General features: G+C 72.1%; 26 protein-coding genes and 1 pseudogene. 14 read left to right on the top strand and 13 right to left on the bottom strand.

Annotation, left to right across the window (positions count from 1 at the left end; genetic code table 11):
• Positions 1-159: 159 nt before the first annotated feature.
• Entirely contained in the window at positions 160-1,377 is a 1,218-nt protein-coding gene (locus ACFQS1_RS02275) for an MFS transporter (RefSeq protein WP_378964206.1), read from the bottom strand.
• A gap of 193 nt (positions 1,378-1,570) precedes the next feature.
• Between ACFQS1_RS02275 and ACFQS1_RS02280 the strand changes: the two genes are divergently transcribed.
• Entirely contained in the window at positions 1,571-2,689 is a 1,119-nt protein-coding gene (locus tag ACFQS1_RS02280; protein WP_378964208.1) for a sigma-70 family RNA polymerase sigma factor, read from the top strand.
• Positions 2,690-2,697: 8 nt separating this feature from the next.
• Here the strand turns inward: ACFQS1_RS02280 and ACFQS1_RS02285 are convergent, their stop codons facing one another.
• The 7 genes from ACFQS1_RS02285 to ACFQS1_RS02315 form a co-directional block, all read right to left on the bottom strand.
• Positions 2,698-3,429, bottom strand: a complete 732-nt coding sequence (locus tag ACFQS1_RS02285; protein ID WP_378964209.1) for an ATP-binding protein — start codon at positions 3,427-3,429, stop codon at positions 2,698-2,700.
• Between the two features lie 318 nt (positions 3,430-3,747).
• Positions 3,748-4,353 carry a flavodoxin family protein gene (locus ACFQS1_RS02290; RefSeq protein WP_378964210.1) on the bottom strand — a complete coding sequence of 202 codons (606 nt, stop codon included), beginning with the start codon at positions 4,351-4,353 and terminating at the stop codon, positions 3,748-3,750.
• 28 nt (positions 4,354-4,381) lie between these two features.
• Positions 4,382-4,645 (bottom strand): hypothetical protein, encoded by a 264-nt coding sequence (locus ACFQS1_RS02295; protein ID WP_378964211.1) that lies wholly within the window; start codon positions 4,643-4,645, stop codon positions 4,382-4,384.
• Positions 4,638-5,006: a PRC-barrel domain-containing protein gene (locus ACFQS1_RS02300; RefSeq protein WP_378964212.1), complete on the bottom strand. Its 369-nt coding sequence runs from the start codon at positions 5,004-5,006 to the stop codon at positions 4,638-4,640. The genes ACFQS1_RS02295 and ACFQS1_RS02300 overlap by 8 nt, the downstream gene beginning before the upstream one ends.
• A 38-nt stretch (positions 5,007-5,044) precedes the next feature.
• Complete coding sequence (locus ACFQS1_RS02305) at positions 5,045-6,265, bottom strand: NRAMP family divalent metal transporter (protein ID WP_378964213.1); 1,221 nt, start codon at positions 6,263-6,265, stop codon at positions 5,045-5,047.
• A complete protein-coding gene (locus ACFQS1_RS02310) occupies positions 6,262-6,714 on the bottom strand; it encodes a hypothetical protein (RefSeq protein ID WP_378964215.1) in 453 nt (150 codons plus the stop codon). The genes ACFQS1_RS02305 and ACFQS1_RS02310 overlap by 4 nt, the downstream gene beginning before the upstream one ends.
• Before the next feature lie 50 nt (positions 6,715-6,764).
• Positions 6,765-7,775 (bottom strand): SDR family oxidoreductase, encoded by a 1,011-nt coding sequence (locus ACFQS1_RS02315; protein ID WP_378964216.1) that lies wholly within the window; start codon positions 7,773-7,775, stop codon positions 6,765-6,767.
• 70 nt (positions 7,776-7,845) lie between these two features.
• Here ACFQS1_RS02315 and ACFQS1_RS02320 point away from each other — a divergent pair, with 70 nt between their 5' ends.
• From ACFQS1_RS02320 to ACFQS1_RS02350, 7 genes are all read left to right on the top strand, one after another.
• A complete protein-coding gene (locus ACFQS1_RS02320) occupies positions 7,846-8,865 on the top strand; it encodes an aminotransferase class I/II-fold pyridoxal phosphate-dependent enzyme (RefSeq protein ID WP_378964218.1) in 1,020 nt (339 codons plus the stop codon).
• Positions 8,866-8,980: 115 nt separating this feature from the next.
• On the top strand, positions 8,981-9,301 hold the full coding sequence (locus ACFQS1_RS02325) for a hypothetical protein (protein ID WP_378964219.1): 321 nt from the start codon (positions 8,981-8,983) through the stop codon (positions 9,299-9,301).
• Between the two features lie 11 nt (positions 9,302-9,312).
• Entirely contained in the window at positions 9,313-10,035 is a 723-nt protein-coding gene (locus ACFQS1_RS02330; protein ID WP_378964220.1) for a hypothetical protein, read from the top strand.
• A 15-nt stretch (positions 10,036-10,050) separates the two neighbouring features.
• Entirely contained in the window at positions 10,051-11,304 is a 1,254-nt protein-coding gene (locus ACFQS1_RS02335; RefSeq protein ID WP_378964221.1) for a hypothetical protein, read from the top strand.
• A complete protein-coding gene (locus ACFQS1_RS02340; protein ID WP_378964222.1) occupies positions 11,288-11,920 on the top strand; it encodes a hypothetical protein in 633 nt (210 codons plus the stop codon). The genes ACFQS1_RS02335 and ACFQS1_RS02340 overlap by 17 nt, the downstream gene beginning before the upstream one ends.
• Positions 11,921-12,012: 92 nt before the next feature.
• Positions 12,013-12,681, top strand: a complete 669-nt coding sequence (locus ACFQS1_RS02345; protein WP_378964223.1) for a TetR/AcrR family transcriptional regulator — start codon at positions 12,013-12,015, stop codon at positions 12,679-12,681.
• Positions 12,678-13,712, top strand: a complete 1,035-nt coding sequence (locus ACFQS1_RS02350) for an MBL fold metallo-hydrolase (protein ID WP_378964225.1) — start codon at positions 12,678-12,680, stop codon at positions 13,710-13,712. Before ACFQS1_RS02345 ends, ACFQS1_RS02350 begins: the two co-directional genes overlap by 4 nt.
• 347 nt (positions 13,713-14,059) lie before the next feature.
• Here the strand turns inward: ACFQS1_RS02350 and ACFQS1_RS02355 are convergent, their stop codons facing one another.
• Positions 14,060-14,644: a TetR/AcrR family transcriptional regulator gene (locus ACFQS1_RS02355; RefSeq protein ID WP_378964226.1), complete on the bottom strand. Its 585-nt coding sequence runs from the start codon at positions 14,642-14,644 to the stop codon at positions 14,060-14,062.
• A 116-nt stretch (positions 14,645-14,760) separates the two neighbouring features.
• On the opposite strand from ACFQS1_RS02355, the gene ACFQS1_RS02360 reads away from it, so the two are divergent.
• A complete protein-coding gene (locus tag ACFQS1_RS02360) occupies positions 14,761-15,405 on the top strand; it encodes a DsbA family oxidoreductase (protein ID WP_378964228.1) in 645 nt (214 codons plus the stop codon).
• Positions 15,392-15,736: a hypothetical protein gene (locus ACFQS1_RS02365; RefSeq protein ID WP_378964229.1), complete on the top strand. Its 345-nt coding sequence runs from the start codon at positions 15,392-15,394 to the stop codon at positions 15,734-15,736. The genes ACFQS1_RS02360 and ACFQS1_RS02365 overlap by 14 nt, the downstream gene beginning before the upstream one ends.
• Positions 15,737-15,791: 55 nt before the next feature.
• Here ACFQS1_RS02365 and ACFQS1_RS02370 read toward each other — a convergent pair whose 3' ends face one another.
• Positions 15,792-16,259: a universal stress protein gene (locus ACFQS1_RS02370; RefSeq protein ID WP_378964230.1), complete on the bottom strand. Its 468-nt coding sequence runs from the start codon at positions 16,257-16,259 to the stop codon at positions 15,792-15,794.
• 156 nt (positions 16,260-16,415) lie between these two features.
• The gene (locus ACFQS1_RS02375) at positions 16,416-17,723 is read right to left on the bottom strand and encodes an MFS transporter (RefSeq protein ID WP_378964231.1); all 1,308 of its coding nucleotides are present in this window, start codon (positions 17,721-17,723) and stop codon (positions 16,416-16,418) included.
• A 224-nt stretch (positions 17,724-17,947) separates the two neighbouring features.
• Here ACFQS1_RS02375 and ACFQS1_RS02380 point away from each other — a divergent pair, with 224 nt between their 5' ends.
• From ACFQS1_RS02380 to ACFQS1_RS02390, 3 genes are all read left to right on the top strand, one after another.
• On the top strand, positions 17,948-18,379 hold the full coding sequence (locus ACFQS1_RS02380; RefSeq protein WP_378964232.1) for a MarR family winged helix-turn-helix transcriptional regulator: 432 nt from the start codon (positions 17,948-17,950) through the stop codon (positions 18,377-18,379).
• Positions 18,376-20,076: an MDR family MFS transporter gene (locus ACFQS1_RS02385; RefSeq protein WP_378964234.1), complete on the top strand. Its 1,701-nt coding sequence runs from the start codon at positions 18,376-18,378 to the stop codon at positions 20,074-20,076. The genes ACFQS1_RS02380 and ACFQS1_RS02385 overlap by 4 nt, the downstream gene beginning before the upstream one ends.
• An 88-nt stretch (positions 20,077-20,164) precedes the next feature.
• Positions 20,165-21,472 carry a radical SAM protein gene (locus tag ACFQS1_RS02390; RefSeq protein ID WP_378964235.1) on the top strand — a complete coding sequence of 436 codons (1,308 nt, stop codon included), beginning with the start codon at positions 20,165-20,167 and terminating at the stop codon, positions 21,470-21,472.
• Between the two features lie 100 nt (positions 21,473-21,572).
• Here ACFQS1_RS02390 and ACFQS1_RS02395 read toward each other — a convergent pair whose 3' ends face one another.
• Complete coding sequence (locus ACFQS1_RS02395) at positions 21,573-23,099, bottom strand: M4 family metallopeptidase (protein ID WP_378964237.1); 1,527 nt, start codon at positions 23,097-23,099, stop codon at positions 21,573-21,575.
• Positions 23,100-23,493: 394 nt separating this feature from the next.
• On the opposite strand from ACFQS1_RS02395, the pseudogene ACFQS1_RS02400 reads away from it, so the two are divergent.
• Positions 23,494-24,495: pseudogene (locus ACFQS1_RS02400) on the top strand (MFS transporter); the annotation flags it as partial.
• Between the two features lie 114 nt (positions 24,496-24,609).
• On the opposite strand, the gene ACFQS1_RS02405 reads toward ACFQS1_RS02400, so the two are convergent.
• Entirely contained in the window at positions 24,610-25,689 is a 1,080-nt protein-coding gene (locus tag ACFQS1_RS02405; protein WP_378964238.1) for an ATP-binding protein, read from the bottom strand.
• Between the last annotated feature and the right edge of the window lie 73 nt (positions 25,690-25,762).

The raw sequence follows: 25,762 nt of genomic DNA on the forward strand, positions 1-25,762 counted from the left end.
CAGCGCGCCCAGCCACGACCCGCGCCATGGCAACCCACCGTGACCAGCCACCTCGCGGAACCGGCCGCACGTACCGTTACCGGCCACGAGCCGGGCGCGGCAGGCAGCGAGCCGGGCACGGCGGGCAGGAGCCGGGCGCGCCGGGCACGGCGGCCCGGGTCAGGCGGGCTGCTCGGCCGGGCGGCGCAGGACCGGCAGCGCCACGCCGTGCAGGCGGGCCAGCGCGGCCGCGCCGGCCAGCGCGACGACGGTGGTCACGAGACCGCACAGGATCAGGCCGCCGCGAGCGCCCAGGGTGTCGGCCAGCCAGCCGACCGCGGGGGCGCCGACGATGCCCGACAGCGACGACACGATGCCCATCGTGGCCAGGACGCGGCCGCGCATGTCCTCGCGGGTGTCGAGCTGGACGCGGGTGGACACGACGGTGTCAAAGACGACGGCGCCGGCGGCGATGGGCAGCAGCACGGCGGCGAAGCCGAGGACGCTGGGGGCGAGGCCGGAGACGAGCTGCAGGAGGCTGATCGCCACGCCGGTGCCGACCAGGACCTTCAGGGTGGAGCGGCCGCTGCCGGCGAGCAGGAGGCCGCCGGCCACGGCGCCGACCGCGAAGACGGTGGAGAGCAGGCCGTAGGCGCCGGAGCCGCCGTGCAGCGGGCCGGCCGCCATCGCGGCCATGCTGACCTGGTAGTTGCGGCCCAGCGAGCCGAGCACGAACGACAAGCCCAGCACGATCAGCACGACCGGACGGCTCATGACATAACGCAGGCCGGCCACCATGCCGCCCTCGCCGGCGGCGGCGCGCGGCAGAGTGCGCATCTGGCCGGAGCGCATCGCGGCCAGCGCACCGATCACGGCGAGGTAGGAGACGCCGTTGATGACGAAGAGGACGGCGGGGCCGGTGAGGCCGACCAGCACGCCGCCGAGCGCCATGCCGCCGATCCGGCCGGCCGAGCTGAGCACCGAGCCGAGCGCCAGGGCCGAGCCGAGGGTCTCGCGGGGCACCAGCGCCGAGCCGAAGCGGCCGAGCATCGGGCCCTCGAACGCGCTGATCACGCCGGAGGCCAGCGCGACCGCGAAGATCAGGACGTGGCTGTCGCCGCTGAGCAGCGCGAACGCGAGGACCGCGCGCAGCGCCTGGCAGAGGATCAGCGCCGGGCGGGCCGGGAGCCGGTCGGCGAGCGCGCCGCCCCAGCTGCCGAGCAGCAGCACCGGCAGCGACTGTGCCATCACGACCGCGCCCATCATCGCGGCCGAGCCGGTGGTGGCGAGGATGACCCAGTTCAGGCCGAGCACCTGCATCCAGGTGCCGGCGGTCGACACCAGGTCGGCGCCGGCCCACAGCCGGTAGTTGCGCTCCCGAAGCGGCGCGAGCAGCACGCGTGAACCCCCAACAAGCCGAAGACGCCGTATCTCGGCGCCCTGTCCTGTTCGGGAAGCGCGCCGGGGCGGCTTCGGCCGGGAGAAACCGCACAACCGAAACGCAACTCAGCGCATCGTGGGATTGTTTGGATTCATACGTGCGGGGCAAGGCTCGGTGGTTGACACTCGGCAAATAGCCACAGGGGGTCGTATGGCGAACACCGACGGGTACGAACCGCTGGAGGATCTCGACCTCGCCGCGGACGAGTACACGCGGGCCTGCGACGGGGCCGACGACCCCACCCGGGAGCGCCTGCGGTCGGACTTCGTCGGACTGGCCCTCCCCTTCGCCCGGCGGCTGGCCCGGCGCTACCGCGGCCGGGGCGAGCCCGCCGACGACCTCGAGCAGGTGGCCCGGCTGGGCCTGGTGAAGTCGGTGAACCGGTACGACCCGGAGCGCGGCTCGTTCACGGCGTACGCGATAGTCACCATCACCGGAGAGATCAAACGGCACTTCCGCAACCACGGCTGGGGTGTCCACGTCCCCCGGCGGATGCAGGACCTGAGCCTGGAGGTGGGTCAGGCCCGCGCGGCGCTGACCGCCGGCCTGTCGCGGCGGCCCAGCGACGACGAGATCGCCGCCCGGCTCGGCATCGACGTGGCCGAGGTGCGCGAGGCGCAGGTGTCCGGGGCCGCCTACGCGCCGGGCTCGCTGAACGCGCAGGCCGACGGGTACGACGGCATGGAGATGGGCGACATGATGGGCGCCCCCGACCCCGGTCTCGACCTGGTCGACGACCGGGCGACGGTGGACCGGCTGATCTGCCGGCTGCCCGAGCGCGAGCGGCGGATCCTCGGGCTGCGGTTCTACGGCAACCTGAGCCAGGCCGACATCGCCCGCGAGCTGGGCGTCTCACAGATGCACGTGTCCCGGCTGCTGGCCCGGGCGCTGGCCTGGCTGCGGCGGGCGATGCTGAGCGACGTCGCGCCGCCGTGGACCGGCGCGGACGAGACCGACCACCGGCTGGCGGTGGCCACCATCTATCGCGGCGACGTCATCGAGTCGCACGTCACCGGCGAGCTCGACCGCGACAACGCCGGCCACCTGCGCGAGGAGCTGCTGATGGCGCTGCGCGACGGCGGCCGGATGCGGCGGATGCGGCTCGACCTGACCGGCGTGCCGCTGCTCGACGCGGCCGGGATAGGCGTGCTGGTCGGCCTGTACGAGGCGGCCCGCGTCCGGAACGTCGAGGTCCGGGTGACCGGGCTCCAGCCGTACGTGGCCAAGATCGTCGCGGCCTCGGGTTTGCAGGACCTCATCCGCTCGTAGCGCGAGCGTCAAGGCGCGGCGAGCGTCGCCCAGACCACCTTGCCGTCCCGCGTGGGCAGCGAGCCCCAGTGCTCGGCGACGGTGTTCACCAGCACCAGCCCGCGTCCCCGGTCGCTGAGGCTGCCGGGCGTGCCGGCGACCGGCTCCCGCGGCGACCCGTCGCGCACCGCGATGTGCACGTAGCGGCCTCGCCGGGTGACCCGGACCGTCATCATCGTGCCGGCGTGCTCGACCGCATTGGAGACGAGCTCGCTGACCACCAGGCTCGCCGAGCCCACCAGCTCGGGCAGGTCCCAGGCGAGGCAGGCCTCGGTGACCAGGTTGCGGGCGTGCCGCACGGCGCCGGCGATCGGCAGCAGCTCGTCGGTGACCGACGGGACGGCGGCGCGGCCCTCCGCCACCGCGCGCCGGGCCTGCGCCACGCCGGCGTACACCGGCACGTTGCCGTGGCGTCCCCGCTCGAGCAGCTCGGCCACCGGGGGCGACGGGGCGCACAGCAGCAGCGGGGTGCCGGGCCAGTTCTCGGCCTGCTGGGACACCGCCGTGAACAGCGAGAGCGCCGTGTCGTCGGCGACCTCGAGGGCGGCCAGGTCGACCAGGAGGGCGTCCGGCTGCTCGGCGAGGCATTTCAGCAACGCGACGCGGAGCTGTTCGGCTTTGCCGAGCACGAGCGTGCCGCGGACGACGACCACGGCGAGCCCGTCGTCGAGGTCGACCGTCCAGGCCAGCGGCCCCGCCATCGCCTCCCCCTCCGTTTTGTCTGATGCATGCCCACCGCGCCCGGCGACAAACTCCACGACTTCATGACGATGCGGGCGCCGCGCTCGCCGGCATCGACCAGCGGGGCGGAGCGGCCTGAACTGTCACCGGCTCCCCCGAACGACTCCGGCCCGAGGAGTTCGCACCGCGGCATGGCCGGCGTGCACGCCTGCGCCCGGGAGGCGCAGCCGGCAGCTCGCGTCCATTTCCCTGCCTTCCCGAGCGCTCGGGAAGGCACCGTACTCCAGCGCCGGCGCTCCGGGAGCACACGGCTGTCCCCCGGTGGGCCACCACCCAGATCATTCCGGGGGCGGTTGTATCGGCGTGGCGACCAGCGCGCGGGCCACCGTGACCAGGTTGCGCGCCATGGCGCGGCCGGTCTTCGCGGCCCAGTCGTGGCCGCGCTGGTCGTCGAGGTAGTCCGGGCCGGCGCCCGGCCCGAGGTGCCAGTAGGTCCAGGCCTGTCCGGGGATGGTGAACCCGATGTCGGCGAGCGAGCCGGAGATCTCGCTGATCACGTGGTGGGCGCCGTCCTCGTTGCCGGTGTTGACCACGCCGGCGACCCGGTTGTAGGCGACCGGGCGCCCCTGCTCGTCGGTCTCGGAGAGCATCGCGTCCATCCGCTCGATCACCCGCTGGGCCACCGAGGACGGCCGGCCCACCCAGGTCGGCGTCGCGATGATGAGGATCTCGGCGGCGAGGATCCGCCGGCGGATGTCCGGCCAGGCGTCGCCGTCGCCCATGTCGCTCTCGACGCCCGGCTTGATGTCGTGGTCCACGGCCCGGACCCAGTCGACGGTCACGCCGTCCTGCTCGAGGGCCTCGGCGACCACCCGGGCGAGAGCCTCGGTGTTGGACGGCGCGGGCGAGGGCTTGAGGGTGCAGTTGATGATGACGGCACGCATTTCCCGGGTATGCCCCGGGCCGGCGCGGCTACACGCGCAGGTCCAGATCGGCCCAGGCGACTTCGACGGCGTTGCGGCGCCAGACCCGGCGGGCGAACTGTTCCAGCAGCCACGGGCCGGTGGTCTCGGCGCGCTCGTACCCGAGCAGCCGCCCCCAGCGTCCCTTCACCACGATCGCGGCGACGACCCGGCCGTCGTCGTCGGTGATCAGGTCGGCGATGCGGCCGGCGCCGATCCGGCGGCCCAGGAGGTCGCCGGCGCGTCCCCTGGTCTCGGCGGAGCCGTCACTCATGGCGGGCCCCGGGGATCCGGCCGATCAGATGGTCGCGCAGCCAGAGTTCCAGCGGCGGGTCGGGCAACAGCTCGCGCGCGACCGCGAGGTGCACGGCGCTGTCGACGCTCGCCACCAGGTCGAAGGCGATCCGCAGGGGCGGCCGGCCGGGCGGCTCGGACATCCGCCGGGCGACCGCCGCGATCCACCGGCCGAGGCCGCCGCCGATCCGCTCGCCGAGCGCCTGCTGGCCGAGCAACAGCCCGGTGATCCGCGGGACGCCCTGCTCGTCGTAGGTGAGCTCGACGTCGTCGACCTTGCCGACGGGCTCGCCGTCCCGGTCGACGATCTGCCGGTCCAGCAGGTCGAAGCCGATGAGCATGTCAGCCGCCTCCTCTCCGGATGATGACGTTGCGCATGTCAGCCTGCTCCCATCCGGGTGATGACCATGAGCGGGATCGCCGCGACCGCGGCGGCGAGCACGATGACGAGGTAGATGACGCCGAGAAAGTTGGCGAGCCGGCCGTTCACCCGGTCGCCGAGGTAGCCGCGGTCGTTCGCGACGACCAGGATCGGCAGGTACGTCAGCGGCAGCGCGACCGCGCTGAACAGCAGGGTGTACTCGGTGAGCTGGATCGGGTCGATCGTGGTGAACAGCACCGCGACGCCGACCAGGATGCCGGCGATCACCACGGTGTGGAACCGGGCGGCCTCGCGCGGCTTGCGCAACTTTCCCCAGTTCCAGCCGAGATATTGCGCGACCGTGTAGCCGGTGGACAGTCCGGTTTCCATCGCGGCGCCGAAAGTTGCCGCGAAGAAGCCGAGGATCGCGACCGCCAGGCCGAGCTTGCCGAGGGTCACCGCGGCCGGCATCGCCACCTGCGAAAGCGTGTCCACCGAGGTGTGCAGCGGGTGGAAGACGGCGGCCGAGGTGAGCATCAGCGCGAAAGCGAGCAGCCCGCCGAGCGGAAAGCCCACGAAGACGTTCACCCGGGAGGTGAGCAGATCCTTGCGCGTCCAGCGCTCCTCGACCGCGCCCGAGGAGAAGAAGAAGACCTCGTACGGGGTGAGCGCCGACGCGAACAGGGCGACCGCGAAGAACCAGTACGTGCCCCAGTCCTCCCCCTCGGGCGGGCCGGGGTGCCACAGCTCGCCGGGGCTGACGCCGAGCCGGAAATAGGCGATGACGAAGACGATCAGGGCCAGGCCGGTGAGCCCGAAGACGTTCTCCAGCACGCTGAACTTCGCACGCCACAGCGCCACCCACAGCACGAAGGCGACCACCGGCACCCACAGCAGGTAGCTCACGCTGGTCGCCAGCTGCAGGGCCAGGCCCACGCCGCCGATCTCGGCGCCCAGGGTGAGCACGGTGACCAGCAGCGACCCGCCCAGGTTGGCGAGGGCGACGCGCGGCCCGAGCCGCTCCCGCACCAGGTCGAACACCGGACGGCCGCTCACCGCGGTGACCCGGCCGCTCATCTCGGCGAAGGCGCAGATGCCGATCACGCCGAGCACCAGCACCCAGACGTGGGCGATCCCGAACCGGGCGCCCGCCTCGCCGTTCGCCACGATGTCGCCGATGTCGACGAAGCCCCCGATCGCCGTCAGGATCCCGAGGGCGACCGCCAGGAAACGCTTCATGACGCGTACGCCACGACGAACGCGCGCAACTTTCCAGCGATCATGTCCAACCGGTGGGTGCCATCGCGCAACGCCTGGTCGTCGGGCGCCTGCGCCGTGTCGCCGAGAGCGATCACCGCGTCGGACAGCAGCGGGCTCAACCGGTCGCGCAGGGCCGCCGAGGAGTCGTCGGGCGGGCCCTCGCCGGCGAACTTGTGCTGCGCGCCGGCGAGGGCCTTCGTCGCGTCGTCGAAGGCGGTGGTGGCGTACGCGGCGGTGACGTTGCCGGCCAGCTCCTGCGCGCCGACCAGGCCGCCGGTCCGGGTGGCGTCGTGCGCGGCCTCGGCCACCTGGACCATGGTCCGCCGGTACTGCTTCGCATCGGCCGGCCGGGACAGGTCGTACGCGAAGCCGGCCCACAGCAGCACGACGGCCGCCCCGGCGATCAGCACCCGGCCACGCGTCGCCATGACCCGCCCCTGCTTCGTGCCTTTCGGCAAGGCGCGTTTCGGATTTCTGGTCACCGGCGCGCGGCGCCTATCCCGAGGGCGCCCAGGGCCAGGACCGCCGCGCCCGCCGCCCCCAGCAGTCCGTGGTGCTGCGACGCCCACACCTGCAGGCTGCGCGGCTTGGCGCGGTCGTCGAACTCGCCGTGCGCGCCGTAGTCGTGGCCGCGCTCGCCGTCGGCCGGCTGCCACAGGTTGCCGGGCGCGTCGGGGTCGTGCGGCTGGTCGGTCTGCTGCGAGTCGACGCCGGTGCGCGCCAGGTAGCGGTCCAGGATGCCCGGCGCGACGGCGTTCGCGAGCAGCGTGCCGGCCGTCGAGGCGCCGACCCAATACTCGCGGCGGCGCGGGTGGTCGGCCGCGTACACGATCGCCTGCGCCGCCACCTCGGGCTGGTAGATGGGCGGGACCGGCTGCGCGTGCCGGCGCAGCCGGGACCGCAGCCAGGTGAACTGCGGGGTGTTGACCGCCGGCAGCTGCACCATCGTGGTCCGCACGCCGCTGCCGGAGTGCAGCAGCTCGCAGCGCAGCGCCTCGTTGAAGCCCTGGATCGCGTGCTTGGCGCCGCAATAGGCGGTTTGCAGCGGGATGCCGCGGTACGCGAGCGCGGACCCGACCTGCACGATGGTGCCGCGGTCGCGGGGCTTCATGCGGCTCAGGGCGGCCCGGGTGCCGTACACGTAACCCAGGTACGAGACCTCGGTGACCCGCCGGAACTCCTCCGGCCGGATGTCGCCGAACGCCGCGAAGACCGAGGAGAACGCGGTGTTGACCCAGATGTCGATCGGACCGAGCTCGCTCTCCGCCTTCGCGGCGGCGGCGTCGACCGCGTCGAAATCGGCCACGTCCACCGGCAGCGGCATCGCCCGGCCACCCGCGCGGGTGATCTCGTCGGCCGCCGCGTCCAGGCCCTTCTCGCCCCGTGCCAGCAACGCCACCCGGTCGCCGCGCGCGCCGAACCGCCGCGCCACCGCCCGGCCGACCCCGCCGCTCGCGCCGGTGACCACCACCACTCGCGGATCGGACATGTTTCCTCCTTCATCGCTCGATGTCCGGGACGTACCCGCGTTCGGCCCGCCGGAACCAGGGCGTTTCACCTTGCCGAAACGTGGTATCCGGGCCGGCGTGGACGTGATCGCGCCGGGGAGCGCCGTCGACGAGGCCGAACGACGGTACGCCGATGCCGTGGGCGCTCGTGAAGCGATCTTCACGAGCTGTGGTCCGGCGATGCGGGCGGTGGTCTCCGCGCTCGCCGGCCGGGGCGGCAAGGTGCTGATCGACCGCAACCTGCACCGGTGCGTCGTGCGGGCGCTGCGGGACGCCGGGGCGCGGCCGGTCTGGATGCCGCCGTGCGACAACCCCGAGTGGCACCTCGCGCACACGGCGCGGGCCGCGGACGTCGACGCCGCGATGGAGCGCGATCCGGATCTGGACGCGGTCGCCATCGTGACGCCGACCGCCTACGGCTCCGGCGCGAACGTGGAGGCCATCGCCGCGGCCTGCCATCGCCGCGGCGTGCCCCTGCTGGTCGACGAGGCCTGGGGCACTCACATCGCCTTCCACCCGTGCCTGCCGACCGCGGCGATCCAGGCCGGCGCCGAGGTCGTGACGCAGAGCGTGGAACGCTCCGGCGGCGGGCGGGCCTGCGTCGTGCTGACCGGCGGCGACCTCGTCGATCCGGCCCGGCTGCGAGCGGATCTGGAACAGGTCACGCCGGGCGGCACGCCCGAGCCGGTCCTGCGGTCGATCGACGGGTTCCGCGACCTGATGACGCGCCAGGGCGACCGCCTGCTGGACGCGGCGCTGGACCGGGCCGAGCTGCTGCGCCTGCGGCTGGCGGGCATGGCCGGGCCGGACGTGCTGGACGGGAGCGTTCTCGGGCACCACGGCGTGGCGGAGTGGGATCCGCTGACGGTCGTCGTGGACGTGGCCGGGCTGGGGGTCACCGGCGGCGAGGCCCGGAGCCGGCTGCGCGAGCGCGTCCCGGTACGCCTCGCGGACGCTCACCGGGTGGTCCTCGCCCTGCCGTACGCGGAAAATGCCGCCCAGGGCGACCCGGTCGCCGAGGCCTTCCGGTCGCTCGCCCGATCCGCCGCGAAAGAGCCGGCATCGGTCTGACGTCCGGTGCCGGGCCCTTGACCGGGCTCTCTTGTGGACTACGGCGGCGGCCGGCGGCCGTGCGGCCCGGTCGAGGGGTCAGACACATCGCGGACTTTTGATACTGTCCTCCGCTATGGCCGAGTTCTTCCAGGTCGAGCTGGACACGCTCGCTCAATACGCCACGACGTTGCAGCAGGCCCAGCAGCAACTTGCCGACCTGCCGAAGCTGTTGTCCGGCAACGACACCCAGCTGGGCAACGGCAAGCTCAACGACGCCGCCGGGGACTTCCAGCACTGCTGGGAGTACGGCGCGAAGCAGCTGGGCGAGCTGGTCGCCGAGACGACCGGCGCGGTGCGCGACGTGCAGCAGGCGTACACCGGCACGGACAAGGCGATCGCCGACGCGGTGTCTTCGCTCAAGCAGCCGCTCGGCATGATCAACCAGGCCCTCTAGGAGCTGGCCCGATGGCACCCGCTGACACCGTCCGGCCCGGCTCCGCGCTCGCCGCCGATCCCGGCCTGGCCGCCACGCTGGCCGCCGCGATCCCGCCGCTGCAGGCCGCCGCCGCGTCCGGCGGCCGGGACGCCAAGCGCGCGCTGGCCAACGCCGTCGACACGTATTCCCTGCTCGCGGCCCTGCCGTGGCAGCGGATGACCTACCGGATCGGGCACTGGGCGTCCGAGGCGAACACCTGGAAGGCGCTACTCACGTTCGACGCCTGGGAGTCGTACCGGTGGCAGCGCAACGAGGAGCGGTTCCAGGTGCTCGACCCGCACGGCGGGCAGCGGCTGGGCGAGCTCTACACCCAGGCGGAGCTGCGGCGGCTCAACGGCGGGCCGTACGCGGCGCCCGAGGTGCTCGGGCCGCCCGGCGGGACTCTCGAGTTCGCCGGGGACCCGGCCACGATCGGGGTCTACCGGCCGCCTGGCGGCGCTGCCGGCGCCATCCGGCTCACCTGGAACCCCTACCTCAACCACGAGGTGCTGCGGGACGGCATCAAGGCGCTGCGCGAGGGCGCGGCCGACCGATTGCCGCCGCCGTACCAGTTCGTCGACTGGGATCTGCTCGACAAGTACCGGGTGTGGTTCACCGAGTCGCGCGACAAGCCGGCCGGCAAGGCGCCGTGGGCGGCCGAGGCGCGGCTCTATCGTCCGGGCGGGCCGCCGCAGTTCGGAAAATCCCGCTAGGAGGGGTCGGATTTCATGGGGGCCGTCACGACGTACCCGAATATCGGTTTTGATCCTTGCCCCGGCTCGGTCGACAGCGTTTCGTCGCTGCAGCAGCGCATCTCAACCGCCGCCGCGTCGATGCGCCAGGCGAACGAGCTGATGAGCCGGCTGCGCTCGGACGACTCCGCGGTGTGGCGCGGCCAGGCCGGCGACGCCTTCCGGCAGCACCTCAACTCGACGCTGATCGAGGACCTGGGCAAGGCCAACCAGTCGCTGAACCAGGCGGTCACCACGCTGCACGGGTGGGGCGTCTCGCTCGGCGGGTTCCGGCAGCGCGCGGCGGCCCTCGAGCAGGAGGCCGCGCAGGCCAACCGCGAGGTAGAGGCGGCTAAGTCGCGGCATCAGCAGGCGGCCGGCAATCCCGACCTCGGGCTGGCCGGGCAGTTCTTCAGCACCGACGCCGAGCTGCAGAGCGCGCAACGACGGCTCGACAGCGCCGCGCTCGCCTTGCGGAACGCGACCGCCGATCTCGATGCGGCCGAGGACAAACTTGCGGCCGTACGACGAAAGGCGCGCGACCTCAACGACGAGTGGGACGACGCGTCGAACCGGGCGGCCGGCGAGCTCAAGCACGCCGCCGAGTTCGCGCCGCACAAGCCCGGCCTGCTGAGCCGGATCGGCAAGGGCATCGCGCACGCCGTCGACGCGGTCGGCGACTGGGTCTCCGACCACCTCGACGACATCCACGCGGTGCTCAGCACCGTCTCGGCGATCTCGGGGCTGATCGCGCTGTGCACGCCCCCGCCGATCGACGCGATCGCGCTCGGCGTCTCGCTGGTCGCCGGGGCCGGGGCGCTGGCCACCACGCTGGCCGACCCGAAAGTTCGCGGCGACCTCGGTGAGATCTTGCACGGAAACTTCTCCGGCAACTGGGGCTCGATGCTGCAGCTGGGCGGCGACGTGATCGGGCTGGTGCCCGGCGTCGGCGTGGCCACCAAGTCGATCAAGGCGGGCGGCGAGCTGTTCGCCGAGGGCGCGCGCGGCATGCCCACGATCGTCGACATCGCCAGCAGCGTGGCGCACGACCCCGGCATCGTGATGAAGCAGGTCGCCAAGATCCCGAAGATCGGCGACGCGCTGGAGGGCATGCGGCTGCTGGAGCCGGGCGCCGCGTCGATCCCGGGCGCGACGGCCGACATGCTCAACTTCGTCAACAAGACGGTCGGCTCGGCCAAGAAGACCATCACCACGACCTGGGACGGAGTGACCGGTGGCGGAGACGACTGAGATCCCGGTCTGGCTGTCGATCCCCGAGGGGTACGCGGAGCTGCCGCTCGAGGACATCGCGTCCACCGTGGACCTGACCCGGCGGCTGGTGGACGAGCTCGGGACCGAGGAACAGCGCGAGGCGGGCGAGTTCGTGTTCAGCTCGCTGTACTTCTTCCTGTCGGCGCTGGCCGAGCGGAACGCGGTGTACTGCGGGATCGGGCGGCACACCTCGGCGCTCGACGGCCGGCTGATCACGTCGTCGCTGGTCGTCACCGTGATGGACTTTCCCGGCGAGCGGAACCCGCGGCTGGTGCTGCGCGACGTGCTGCTCGGCAAGGCGCGGGCGGAGGAGGAAGGGCAGGCGGACATCGTCGACCTGTCGCGCGGGCCGGCCGCGTTCTTCGAGCACACGCTGTCGCTGCCCAATCCGGCCACGCCCGGGGCCGAGGTGCCGGTGTGGCAGCTGGAGGCGTTCGTGCCGGCGCCGGGCGGGGACCGGCTGGTGACGATCGAGCTGTCCACGCCGTTCACGGAGCACGGGCCGCAGTACCGGACGATGGTGGTGGAGATGGCGAACGCGGTGGCGTTCGAGCCGCCCGCGTCAGCCGACCCGCTGGCCGCCCTGCTCGGGTGAGGTTCACGGATACTGAACGTTTCGCGTTCAGCTGGGCCCCGTGTATCCTGACGGTTCCCGTTCAGCAATAGGCGAGCCGAGGGACGACCACGATGAATGCCACGCCGTCGGCGCCCGGCCTCTCTTCTGCCTCTCCCGCCCCGGCCACCGGCCCCTCTTCTGCCTCTGGCGCCCACGCCCCGTCGGCGCCCGGCCGGCCCCGGGATCCGGGTGTCGACCGGCGGATCGGCCGGGCCGCGCTGGACGTCTTCGGCGACGCCGGCTGGGCGGGTTTCGCGATGGAAGCGGTCGCGAGGCGCGCCGGCGTCGGCAAGGCGTCGCTCTACCTGCGGTGGAACAACAAGGAGGCGCTGCTCACCGACGCGCTGGCGCTGGGCCTGCCCGAGGTCGCCGACGTCGACACCGGCACCCTGCACGGCGACCTGATCGAGCTGGCGACCCAGATGCTCGACCTCTACCTCGGCCCCACCAGCCGGGCCGCGATGCGCCTGAGCCTGGAAGCGGCGAGCATCCCCGGCGTCGCCGAACATTACGAGGCCATGCGTACGGCGCAGGTCCGGGCCGCCCGCGCGATCGTGCGCCGCGGCATCGACCGGGGTGAGATCCCCGCCGCCACCTCGGTCACCCTGCTGCTGGACACGCTGGTGGGCGGCGCGATGATGCACGCGATCACCACCCCGGCGCGCCAGCGGGCGGAGCTCGACCCCGCCTCCTATGCCCGGCGCCTGGTCGACTTCCTGCTGCACCCGGTGCGCGCATGATCATCACAGGTACGGAACAGCACGACGCCTGGCAGCGGCGCGTCCTGCCGCCGGTCGAGCAGGTACGCCCCGGCGTCTGGTCGATCCCGGTCCCGATCCCGCGCAGCCCGCTGCGGTACACGCTGAGCTATGCGTTCCTCGACGACGGCGGCGTGCTGCTGATCGACCCGGGTTGGGACTCCCCTGCGGGCCGGGAAGCGCTGGCTGCCGGCCTCGGCGTCGCGGGCGCGGCGATTGCCGACGTCACCGGCGTCGTCGCCACGCACGTGCACCCCGACCATCACGGGCTCAGCGGCTGGGTGCGCGAGCGGAGCGGCGCCTGGATCGGCATGCACCCCGTCGAGGCGCAGACCCTTCCGGCACGTCGGTGGCGCGACCGGGATCCGGCCGGCGACCGCGCCTGGCTGCTGCGGCACGGCGTACCGGAAAGTTTCGCGGCCGAGATCGCGATGGATCCCGCGAAAATTGCCGCCTTCGTCGGCATGGCCGAACCGGACCGCGCCATCGAGGACGGCGACCTGCTGCCGCTCACCCGGCACGAGGTGCGCGCGGTGTGGACGCCCGGGCACACCCCCGGCCACCTCTGCCTGCACGACGAGTCCGCCGGCATGCTGCTCACCGGCGACCACCTGCTGCCCCGGATCAGCCCCAACATCGGCGTGCACGGCGGCGACGAGGGCGACCCGCTCGGCGCCTACCTGGACTCGCTGGAGCACGTGACCAAGTTCGCCGACGACGAGGCGCTGCCCGCCCACGAATACCGGTTCCGCCAGATCGACGACCGCGCCGCCGCCCTGATCCGCCACCACGACGAGCGGGGAGCGGAGATCCTCGGCGTGATCGCGCGGCACGGCGCACCCACCGCGTGGCAGATCGCGGCGGAGCTGAGCTGGTCGCGCGGCTGGGCGGCGCTGCACGGGATGCTGCGGCGGATGGCCCTGGCCGAGACGCTCGCGCACTTGCAGCACCTGGCCGCGATCGGCGCCGTCCGCCCGGCCGACGGGGAGCCGGCCCGGTGGCGGGTCCGCTAGACGTAAGGTCGTACGGCCTGTCCACGGTTGCGGCCGTGAGCGTCCGCGGTGCGGGCGGCCGCGACGATCAGCTCGACCAGCGGGGCGCCCGTCAGCACCACGGGCTCCAGGCTCGGCCGCACGACGGTTGAGCAGCGGCACGAACACCGTGCCGGGGCCGATCGCCGGCGCCATGTCGATCAGGTGGGGTTGGGCCAGGGCGGCACGATCTCAGGGCTCGGCGGTTTCAGGGCTCGGCGGTTTCAGGGCTCGGCGGTTCAGGGCTCGGCGGTTCAGCGCTCGGCGGTTCAGCGCTCGGCGGTTCAGCGCTCGGCGGTTCAGCGCTCGGCGGTTCAGCGCTCGGCGGTTCAGGGCTCGGCGGTTCGGGGCTCGGCGGTCCAGGCGGAGTCGAGGGCGCGGTCGATCACCCGGCGCCAGCCGGCCGGGACGGCGGGGTCGCGGCTGGCGGTGCCGGCCAGCCAGAGGAGGCTGAGCAGATCGTCCTCGGTGAAGCCGGGCGAGAGCGAGCCGTCGCGGTGCGCGTCGCGGACCAGGGCGCGGCCCAGGTCGGTCGAGACGGCGCAGATGTCGAGCAGCGCCACGGCGTCGGGGAACCGTCGCAGCAGGGCGTCGTTGAGCGCCGGGTCGCCGCTCTGCAGCTCGATCATGCCGCGGACGAAAGTTTCCAGGCGTTGTTTCGGCGTGGCCAGCGCGTCCACCCGTGCGGCCAACTCGCGCAGCCGGGCGCCGAGGACGTCGGGAACGACGGCGTCGATCAGGCCTTCGCGCCCGCCGAAATGGTTGTACAGCGTGCCGATGCTCACCCCGGCCGCGCGCGCGATCTCGTAGAGCGACGCGTCGAGGCCGTTCGCCAGGAACTGCTCGAGGGCGGCCTTGCGCAGCTTGGCGGCGTTGTCGCGCGCGTCGCGCCGGGGCGCTCTGGTGGCCGTCATGCCGCTCCCGCCTGAGATCTCGTGGCCGTCGTGCCGCTCCACCCTGATTTTGAATGCCTGCTCAAGATAGTGCTAACTTTCTTGAGCGGTACTCAACTTTACTGGAAGGCGGCCGCATGCTCACCATCGACGTCTGGGCGGACGTGCTCTGCCCGTGGTGCTACCTCGGCGAGGAGCGTCTGAGCAAGGCCGTCGCGCAGTCGCCGCACGCCGGCGAGATCGAGCTGAGGATCCACACCTTCGAGCTCGACCCCGGCTCCTCGACGACGGTCACGCCGCTGCTCGACTACCTTTCGCGAAAGATGGGGATGTCGCCGGCGCAGGCCCGCTCGATGGAGGAGGGCATGGCCCGGATGGCCGCCGAGGACGGGCTGGCCTACGAGCTGGACCGCCCGGCCGCGAGCACCTTCGACATGCTGCGCCTGGTGCAGCTCGGCAACGAGCACGGCGTCGGCTGGGACTACCTGCGGGCGATGCAGGCCGAGGTCTTCGGCGGCAACTTCGACGCGTACGAGCACAGCACGCTCACGAAACTTGGCGAGCAAGTGGGCCTTCCCGGCGACGAAATTCGCGACGTGCTGGCCACCGACCGGTACGCGGACGCCGTGCGCGCCGACCACAACGAGGCGATCAGCCTGGGCGCGCGGGGTGTGCCGTTCACGGTGCTCGGTGGGCGGCTCGGCATTCCCGGCGCGGTCGCCACCAAGCAGTACGCGGCCGCCATCAAGCAGGCGTGGGCCCAGGTCAATGCCGAGGGATGACGTTCCGCAGCGCCCGCTCATCCTGGTCGACGGCGGCGGCTACTGCGACCCGGTGACCGGCCTGTGCGGCCCGGCCGGCGATGCCGCAGCAGCGGCCGACGACGTCACAGCACCGGCCGGCGACCTCAGCAGCGCCAGCGGCACCCGCAGCGCCAGCGGCACCCGCAGCGCCAGCGGCACCCGCAGCGCCGGCGACGCCAGCGGTGCCGGCGGGATCAGCGACGCCAACGGCATCAGCGTCAGCGGCATCAGCGACGCCGGCGACGCGACAACACGAATGGCCGAGCCGGACGCGCCGGCGTGGGACGACACCCGGCCGGCGCCAGCCTGAGGAAGCGCGGCCCCCGGATCGTGTCCAGACCAGGCCCCCGGGTGCCGGGAGCGGGTCAGGGGACGACCGTCACCGGCCAGCGGCCGGCGCGGACCAGCTTGACCGCGAGCGAGCCCGCGATCCGGTGCAGCATCTTCGTGGAGCGGCCCACGATCACGGCGTCGGCGTGGACCTGTTCGGCGACGTCGATCAGCTCCGCGTACGGCTCGCCGGTGCGCACGACCAGCTCGATGTCGACGGCGAGCGGGGAGACCCGTTGCTCGATGGCCGAGCGGAGCTCCCGCTCGACCGCGTCCTGTGCCTCGATCACCGCGCTGGCAGCGCCGGCCAGCGGCACCACCGGCGCCGACAGCGTGCGGACGTAGACGGCGACGAGCCGGGCGCCCTGCCGGCGGGCGAGACCGGCCGCATAGGCGGCGGCGTGCAACGAGGAGTCGGAACCGTCGATGCCCACGACGATGGTGCCGGGGCCGTCGGTGTGACGGTCGGGCCGGCCGCGCGGCTTGAGGTCGTCGTCGGTCATGGCACCGTCCACTTTATGGCGGCTCGGGGCCGCCCGCTCTGCCCGCATCGCATCGATGCATCGATCGCCGAAAGCATCGCAGACGAAGCCGGCGCGTCAACCACCGGCGCGGCGGAATGGGCCGGCGGGAAGGGCCGGGCCGGCCCTTTCCGCAACCTATCGGTGCTGGACCTCGCGCTCGTAGTCGATCGCGTCGGGAGCGCCGCCGAACTCGTCCGCGATCTCGCCGGCCACATCGTCCGCCGAAGCCGCTCGCGCGGTCGAGCCCTCGCCGTGCGGGCCGGCCGCCATCGCGGCGTCCGCCGCGGCCAGCGGGCGGTGGCCGGTGGCGAGGACCAGCACGCCGAACAGGACCGCGACGGCGCCGACCACGAACGGAACGTGGATGTTCCAGTGGTCGACCATCTTGCCGGCGGCGTAGGGCGCGAGGCCGCCGCCGATGAACCGCACGAAACCGTACGCGGCGGAGGCGACCGGCCGCTCGACCGGCGAGACCAGCATGACCGCCTGGGTGGTCAGCGTGTTGTTGATGCCGGCCACGGCGCCGGAGGCGATCACGCAGACGATCACCGCCCAGCGGTTGTCGGTGAAGACGCCGATCAGCAGGATGAGCACGGCGAACAGCGACAGCGCGCCGTACAGCGAGGGCGCGGTGCCGAACTTGCGCTGCAGCCAGGGCGCGCCGGTGATCGAGAAGAAGGCCAGTAGCAGGCCCCAGGCGAAGAACACGAAGCCGAGCTGGACGGCGCTGAGCTCCATCGGGTACGGCGCGTAGCCGAGCATCGTGAAGAAGCCCCAGTTGTACAGCAGCGCCGTGATTCCCATGGTGAGCAGGCTCCGGTGCCGCAGCGCCCTGATCGGTGCCAGCAGCGGCGTTTTCTGCGCGGGGCGCGGGGTCTTGTCGAGCAGCACGGCGGTGGCGAGCAGCGCGATCGCCATCAGCACCGCGACGCCGAAGAACGGGCCGCGCCAGCTGATGTTGCCGAGCAGGCCGCCGAGCAGCGGGCCGGCCGCGATGCCGAGGCCGAGCGCGGCCTCGTACATGACGATCGCGCCGGCGAATCCGCCGGACGCCGACGCCACGATGACCGCCAGGGACGTGGCGATGAACAGCGCGTTGCCCAGGCCCCAGCCGGCCCGGAAGCCGACGATGCCGTTGATCGAGCCGGACAGGCCGGCCAGCGCCGCGAACACGACGATCAGCGCGAGGCCGGTGATCAGCGTCCGCTTGGCGCCGATGCGGCTGGAGACCCAGCCGGTGAACAGCATGGCGACCGCGGTGACCAGCAGGTAGCTGGTGAACAGCAGGCTGACCTGGCTCGGGGTCGCGTCCAGCTGCTTCGACAGGGCGGGCAGGATCGGGTCGACCAGCCCGATGCCCATGAAGCTGACGACGCAGGCGAACGCGACGGCGTACACGGCCTTGGGCTGTTTGAAGATCGTATTTCCGGCCGCTGAAGCCACCGGGTCACCTCCACGCGAAAGAATGAGCGAGCCCATACTAACTGCATGATGCAGCTATAGGCTGGGGTGCGCGCGGAGGGATGGATCACACCGCAGTGCTTTCTCATAGAGCAAACTTGCTCAGTGAGAAAGATCGGAGGATACTTGGGTTCGGCAACCATCGATCGCTCGGGGAAGGCATCGCGGTGAACGGCATCGGCGCACGACTTCACGACCTTCTGCGGGTGATCCGCCTGACCAAGCAGCGCCGCTCGGAGGAGCGGACCGCGGTCCCCGGTGGCGCGCTCGGGATGCTCCGCATCATCGACCGGCTCGGCGACGGCGCGCACGCCCGTGAGCTCGCTGCCCAGGCCGCGCTCGACCCCTCCACGGTCAGCCGGGCGGTGGCGGCGCTCGTCGCGGACGGGCTGGTCGCCCGGCAGCCGGATCCGCACGACGGACGGGCGACCACGCTCGCCGTCACCCCGGCCGGCCGGGCCGCCCTCGCCGACGCCCTCGACTGGTATCAGCGGCTGGTCGACCGGGCCCTCGCCGACTGGACGCCGGACGAGATCGCGGCCTTCGACCGGCAACTCGGCCGGTTCACCGAGGCCATGCAGGACGCGTTGACCACAACTTCATTCACCACGACCGGAAACCTGGAGGTCGCGCGATGAGCGCACCCACCACCACCGCGCAGACCGCGGGCTCGGAGCCGATGAGCCATCGGCGGACGCTCGAGGCGCTCAGCGGCCTGCTGCTCGTGCTCTTCGTCGCGATGTTGTCGAGCACCGTCGTCTCGACCGCGCTGCCGAAGATCATCGGTGCGCTGAACGGGTCGCAGACCCAGTACACCTGGGTGGTCACCGCCACCCTGCTGGCCGCGACGGCGACCACGCCGATCTGGGGCAAGCTCGCCGACCTGTTCAACAAGAAGCTGCTGATCCAGATCTCGATCGTGATCTACGTGCTCGGCTCGCTGGTCGCCGGCCTCTCGCAGACCGCCGGACAGCTGATCGCCGCCCGCGCCTTCCAGGGCATCGGCGTCGGCGGCCTCCAGGCCCTGGTGCAGGTCGCGATCGCCGCGATGATCCCGCCCCGCGAGCGCGGGCGGTACAACGGCTACCTCGGCGGCGTCATGGCCCTGGCCACCGTCGGCGGTCCGCTGCTGGGCGGCCTGATCGTCGACACCTCGTGGCTCGGCTGGCGCTGGTGCTTCTACATCGGCGTGCCGGTCGCCGTCGTCGCGCTGGTGCTGCTGCAGGCGACGCTGCACTTGCCGACCCTGCGCCGGGACAACGTCAAGATCGACTACCTGGGCGCGTCGCTGATCGCCGCCGGGGTGAGCCTGCTGCTGGTCTGGATCTCGTTCGTCGACAGCTCCTTCGGGTGGCTGTCGTGGCAGACGTACGCGATGGTCCTGGGGTCTTTGATCTTGCTGGGCCTCGCCGTGTGGGTGGAATCGCGCGCGGCCGAGCCGATCGTGCCCCTGCAGATCGTGCGCGAGCGAAACACCGCGCTCGCTATTTTCGCAAGTCTTGCCGTCGGCATGGCGATGTTCGGGGGCGCGGTCTTCCTCGGGCAATATTTCCAGATCGGCCGCGGTTACAGCCCGACCGAAGCCGGCCTGCTCACCATCCCGCTGATGGCCGGCGTGCTGCTCACCTCGATCGTCTCCGGGCGCCTGATCACCGCGAGCGGAAAGATCAAGCCGTACATCATCGCCGGCACGCTCGTGCTGGTCGCCGGCTTCGCCGCACTCAGCGTCATCGACCACGACACCCCGCTCTGGTACGTCGGCGTGGGCATGTTCCTGGTCGGCGCGGGCGTCGGCATGTCGATGCAGAACCTGGTGCTCGCCGTGCAGAACTCCGTCGCCCTCAAGGACATCGGCGCGGCCAGCTCCACGGTCGCGTTCTTCCGCTCGCTCGGCGGCACGATCGGCGTCTCGGTGCTCGGCGCGGTGCTCGCCCGGCGGGTGGCCGACCAGGTCACCGAGGGCCTGACCGCGGCCGGCATCCCGGCGAGCGGCAGCGGCGGGAGCAGCTCGCTCAACCTGACCGCGCTGCCCGAGCCGATCGTGCACATCATCCGGGCCGCCTACGGCGACGCGACGGGTCACATCTTCTTGCTTTCGGCAATTATCGCGATCGTCGGCGTGCTCGCGGCGCTGGCGCTGCGGCCGGTCACGCTGCGTGACAGCCTTGACCTGCCTGCCGAGCTGAAGGCGGCCGCGGTCGCGGCCGACGCGGTGGACGGGGCGCCCGCCATCGATCAGGTGGCGGAGCCGGCGGGCCGGCACCGCGGGCCGGTGGACCAGGCGCGGGGGCCCGCCGACCAGGCTCGCGGGCCGGTCGACCAGGTGCGGGGGTAAGGAAAGTCTCCATTCCCCAGGGCGAAGTCGACGTGTCGATGTGATGACATGGGATACGTCGGTGGAACAGTCAGCATCGGAGAGGCCCATGCAGTCGCGTACGGATCTTGTCGAAGACCTCATGGGCCGCTTCCCGCACGTGCCGCGCGAAGCGGTGATCAAGGAAGACCTGCTGCGTGGCGGGCTGGCCTTCGACGAGTCGGCGCTGACCGACAACGAGGACGGGGACGTCAAGCCGAAGTCGTACTTCATCTTTTCGTTCGACCACCGAACATTGCCGGAGCTGGGCGAGGCGGCCCTGCGCCGCCCGCCCGAGGAGATCGTCCTGCTGGGCGGTCCCTATGACCTGCGCCGGACGGTTGTCTCGGTCCGCACCAACCCGGACTCGCCCTACCGGGTCAAGGCCGGCGAGGACGGGCAGCTCCGGCTCTTCCTCGATGGCCGGCCGATCGCCGAGGTGGGCCTGCCGCCGATGCCCGACTACTACCGGCACACGCTCGCCAACGGCAAGCAGGTGATGGAGGTGGCCCCGACGATCCAGTGGGGCTACCTCGTCTACCTGACGGTGTACCGGCTGTGTCAGTATTTCGGCGCCACCGAGGAGTGCCAGTACTGCGACATCAACCACAACTTTCGCCAGCACAAGGCGGCCGGCCGGCCGTACACCGGGGTCAAGCCGGTCGAGGAGGTGCTCGAGGCGCTCGAGATCATCGACAAGTACGACGCGGCCAAGGCGTCGCAGGCATACACGCTGACCGGCGGCAGCGTCACGCGGAAAGTCGACGGGCTCGCCGAGGCCGATTTCTACGGCCGGTATGCGCAGGCCATCGAGGAAAGATTTCCGGGGCGGTGGATCGGCAAGGTGGTCGCGCAGGCGCTGCCCCGGGCCGACGTCCAGCGCTTCAAGGACTACGGGATCAGTATCTACCACCCCAACTTCGAAGTGTGGGACAAGCGGCTGTTCGAGCTCTACTGCCCGGGCAAGGAGCGCTACGTGGGCCGCGCCGAGTGGCATCGCCGGATCCTGGAGTCGGCCGAGGTGTTCGGCCCGCGAAATGTCATCCCGAATTTCGTGGCCGGCGTGGAGATGGCCGAGCCGTTCGGTTTCCGCACGGTCGACGAGGCGATCGAGTCGACCACCGAGGGCCTGCAGTACTTCATGTCCCGCGGCATCCTGCCCCGCTTCACCACCTGGTGCCCCGAACCGACCACTCCCCTGGGCCGCACCAACCCGCAGGGTGCGCCGCTGGAGTACCACATCCGGCTGCTGGAGGCCTACCGGGCGACGATGGAGGCCAACGGCCTGTCCAGCCCGCCCGGGTACGGCCCGGCCGGCGCCGGGCGCGCGGTCTTCTCGGTGAGCTCGTTCATGGACAGCCTCCCCGCCAACGATTAAGACCGACCTTTCCGCGTACGAGTCGGGGCCGGCGCTCTGGTGCGCCGGCCCCTTCGCGTACTCGTGGCTCTTTAAGGCCGTGACTCTCTTTCCGGACGGGTCAGCAGGTGGCCTCGCCGGACTGGGCCGGCACGCTCACCGCGTTCCACGCCGCCTTCACCGAGTTGAACTGGGTGCAGCTGCCCGGGAACAGGCTCTTCGCGGCCTGCAGCGTCCACTTCCGGTAATTGGGGTAGGAGGAGGCGGACGTCTTCAGCAGCATCGCGTTGTACATGATCTTGATGGCGTTCTGGATGCCGACGCCGGTCACCGAGCTGCCGTTGCAGGTCGGGCTGGACGGCTGGCCGTTGCCGCTCGAGCCCTGCGCGAGCAGGTAGAACCAGTGGTTGCCGGGGCCGGCCGCGGCGTGCACTTCCTGGTTCGGCGTCTTGCTCGAGTAGCAGTTCGAGTGGCCGAGCGCCGACGGGTTGTACATGTTGCGGATCGGGCCGCTGCCGACCAGGTTGACCTCCTCGCCGACCAGGTAGTCCGGCGGGTCGTTCGGGTTGTTGATGTACCACTCGGTCGCCGCGCCGAACGTGTCCGCGACGAACTCCTGGGTGCCCCGGCGGGAGATGCCGCCCGGGGTTCGGTCGTCGATGCCGTGGCCGAGCTCGTGGCCCACCACGTCGGCCGCCGAGATCCACTGACCGGCCCGGTTCTTGCCGATCTGCACCTGGGTGCCGTCGTAGTACGCGTTCTGGTCGTTCAGGCCGATCCGGATCGGCCAGGCGCCGCCGGAGCCGTTCTGGCCGTTGCGGCCGAGCCAGGACGACAGCATGGCGAACTGCTTCTGCGCGACGTAGAACGCGTCGACGCCGCCGGTCTCCCGGTTCGTGCCGCTGCCGTTGCCCCAGACGTTGTCCGAGCCGCTGAAGGTGGCGTTACCCGAGGCGTTCTGGGCCCGGATCGTGGTGTGCGACGGGTCCTGCATCAGATACGTCGAGCCGGACTTGGTGGTGTCGATCGAGACCGAGCCGTAGATCCACCCGTTGCCCGAGCCGGCAACCTCGGTGACGTGCTCCTCGGTGCCGAGTACCTTGCCGGTGAGGGCGTCCACGTTCACGGTGAGCCGGCTGACGCCCTCGGCGCTGGTGCCGTTGATGGTGGACTGCCAGGCGAGCCGCGCGGCCCGGCCCTCGTCGGCGACCACGACAAGTTTCGTGCCCTCGACGCTGCGCACCGACTTGAGCTGCTTCTTCGCGGTCGCGAGCGCGGCCGTGCCGGAAACCTTCGGCGTGATCGACAGCTCGCCGATCGCGCTCGTCTGCGCGACCGAAGTGTAGAGCGCGGCGCCCCGCGCGTCGGTCATGACGACGAAGTCGCCGCCCTCCACGGGCAGGCCCTTGTACGAGCGGGTGTAGGGGATGTATCTGAACCCGCCGGCCGTGATGGGCGCCTGGCGCTGGAACGTGTCCGAGGCGCTGGCGTGCAGGTAGCCGGGGTTGGCGGCGACCAGGGCGTCGGCGGCCGCGGCCGGCGAGACGGCGGCGGGCGCGGAGGGCTGGGCGAGGGCCGGCCCGGCGGTCAGCGCCGCGGCGACCGCGGTCGCGGTCCCCACGGCGACGACGAGGGGGATACGGAACATGGCGTGCTCCTTCTCCGCCCGAGGGGTGACGGGCGGGATCGACTCCGGCGCGGCCGGGTAACCGCAAACCGGCGTTACGAAGGAAGACGCTAGTTATCGTCATCAATCTCCGAAATAGGGGAAACCCTTGCACGTCCGCATCCCGCCGTGTCCGCTTTGCGGTAGGTGCGAAGGGCCGCCCCGCTCTCCCCGCGCGCCCGCACCCGCTCTCCCGGCGCGCCCGCACCCGCTCTCCTGGCGCGTCCGCGGCTGGGCGGGAGCGGCTCGGCCGGAAAACCATTTGACCGCACCGATAATCTGATCCTCCGTACTTGCGGCAGTCCGTGAGGCGGGAGGGGCCCTGTCCCTCTCGACCTACGGAGCCGTTGTGCGTCTCTCGTTTCTCCTGGTCACCGTGTTCGTCGACATGCTCGGCCTCGGCCTGATCGTGCCGATCGTGCCCGCCCTCCTCGGCGACGTCACCGGCGGACCGGCCGCGGCCGTGCTGTGGTCCGGCGTGCTCGGTTCGGTCTTCGGCGTGCTGCAGTTCGCCGGCTCGCCGCTGCTGGGCCGGATCGCCGACCGCTACGGCCGCCGGCCGGTGCTGCTCGTCTCGCTGTCCTGCCTGGGCGTCGACTGGCTGGCACACGCGCTCGCGTCCGGCCCGTGGACGCTGCTCGCTTTCCACGCCATTGCCGGGGCCTTCGCGGGCACAAACACCGTGGTCAACGCCTACATCGCCGATGTCACCCCGCCGTCCGGGCGGGCCCGCGCCTACGGTCTGGCGGGCGCGGCCTTCGGGTTGGGTTTCGTCGCCGGCCCCACGATCGGCGGCCTGCTCGGCGCGGTCGACGTGCGGCTGCCGTTCTACACCGCGGCCGCGCTCTCTTTCGCGAATGTCGCCTACGGCTGGCTGGTGCTCCCCGAGTCGCGCGCCGGCGACCGCAGGACGCCGCTGACCCTGCGCACGGCCGACCCGGTCGGGGCGGTCCTGGCCGTGCTGCGCCGGCCGGTGCTCGGCCGGCTCGCCCTCGCCCGCTTCTGCGCCGACATCGCCCGGATGACCCAGCAGTCGACCTGGGCGTTCTTCCTCACCCACCAGTTCGCCTGGGGCACCGCGCACGTCGGCTTCGTCATCGCGGCCGGCGCGCTCGCCGGCGCGATCTTCCAGTCCTGGGCCGTCGGGCCGGTCGTCCGGTGGCTCGGCGATCGGCGGGCCGCCGTGCTCGGCAGCCTGGTCGGCGCCGCCGTCTTCGCCGGGACCGCCCTCGTCTCGGCGCCGTGGATGCTCTACGTGCTCCTGGCGGTCGGAGTGCTCGGCTCGGCCGGTGGCGCCGCGGCGCAGGCGTGGATCTCGCGCTGCGCCGGGGACGACGAGCAGGGCCGCGTCCAGGGCGCCCTGACCGGGATCGGCGCAATCGCGGAAACTTTCGTCCCGGTGGCGGCGGGGGCGGCGTTCGGCGCGCTCATCGCGTACGACAGAACGGGGTTGATCGTTGTGGGTGCGGCGCTCTTCGCGGGTGGGTCGACGCTACTGCTCGCTTTCGCCGACGGCCGGAAAGGTGACCACCATCGCGACGCCGGGGTCCCGGGCCTCGGCGAACGCCCGGCCACCGTGGGCCTCGGCGAGCTGGCGGACGATCCAGAGGCCTAACCCCACGCCGTCGGGGCCGCCCACGGCGAACTGGCCGAACAGGTTTGGGCGGAGGCTCTCGGGAATGCCGCCTCCGTGGTCGCGGACCTCGAGGCGGCCGGTGGGGCCGTCGCGGGTGAGGGAGACGACGACCGGCGGGCGGCCGTAGCGCAGCGCGTTGCCGACCAGGTTGACGACGATCTGCTCGAAACGCTGGCGGTCCACGTCGATGGAAAGTTTCTCGTCGATCGCGACAGTCACGTCGGCATCGGCGCGCACGTAGTGCAGGGCGTCGTCGACCAGCGCGCGGGCGTCGACGCGCCGGCGGTCCAGCTGGAGGTGGCCGGAACTGGAGATCCGGTCGAGGTCGAGCAGACCCTCGGCGAGACGGGAGATGCGGGCGGTCTGGCGCAGGGCCGCGTCGAGCATGCGGACGGTCGGGCCGCTCGCGCCGTCCCGCAGTTCCTCGAGGGTGAAACGGACGGTGGCGAGCGGCGACCGCACGTCGTGGGCGAGGGTGCTGACCATGGCGGCGCGCCACTGCTCGATGCGGGCCAGGCGCTCGCGGTCCTCCCGCAGGTGGCGGTCCTGGGCCTCGATCAGCAGCGCCACCGTCAGGGCGGCGGGCATGAGGATCACCGCGCTGCCCAGGATGATCGGCGGCTGGCGGGTGAGCACCAGCGGAAGAAGGTAGGCGAGCGTGGCCGGGGCGAAATAAGCGAGCAGGATCCAGCGCGGGAAATGCAGAGCGGCCCAGGCGTAGAGCAGCACGAGGAAGGGGCCGGTGCCGGCGGCGATGCCGCCGAACGACCACGTAGCGAGGCCGAGGACCGCGAAGCCGGGCACGCCCAGCGCGGCCGGGGCGTACGCGTGCAGCCGCTCCCACGGGATCAGCAGGGCGACCAGGGCGGTGAGCAGGTCAGCCGCGGCGACCAGCAGGAAGCGGTGCGAGCTGCCGGGCTGGTTGGCGATGCTCACCAGGGCGAGGAATCCCGCCAGCGCGAAGAGCGCCGTGGCCTGCCGAGCCGCGGCGCGCGGCCCGGTCCCGAGC

The organism is Paractinoplanes rhizophilus (assembly GCF_042664765.1).
Taxonomy (GTDB): domain Bacteria; phylum Actinomycetota; class Actinomycetes; order Mycobacteriales; family Micromonosporaceae; genus Actinoplanes; species Actinoplanes rhizophilus.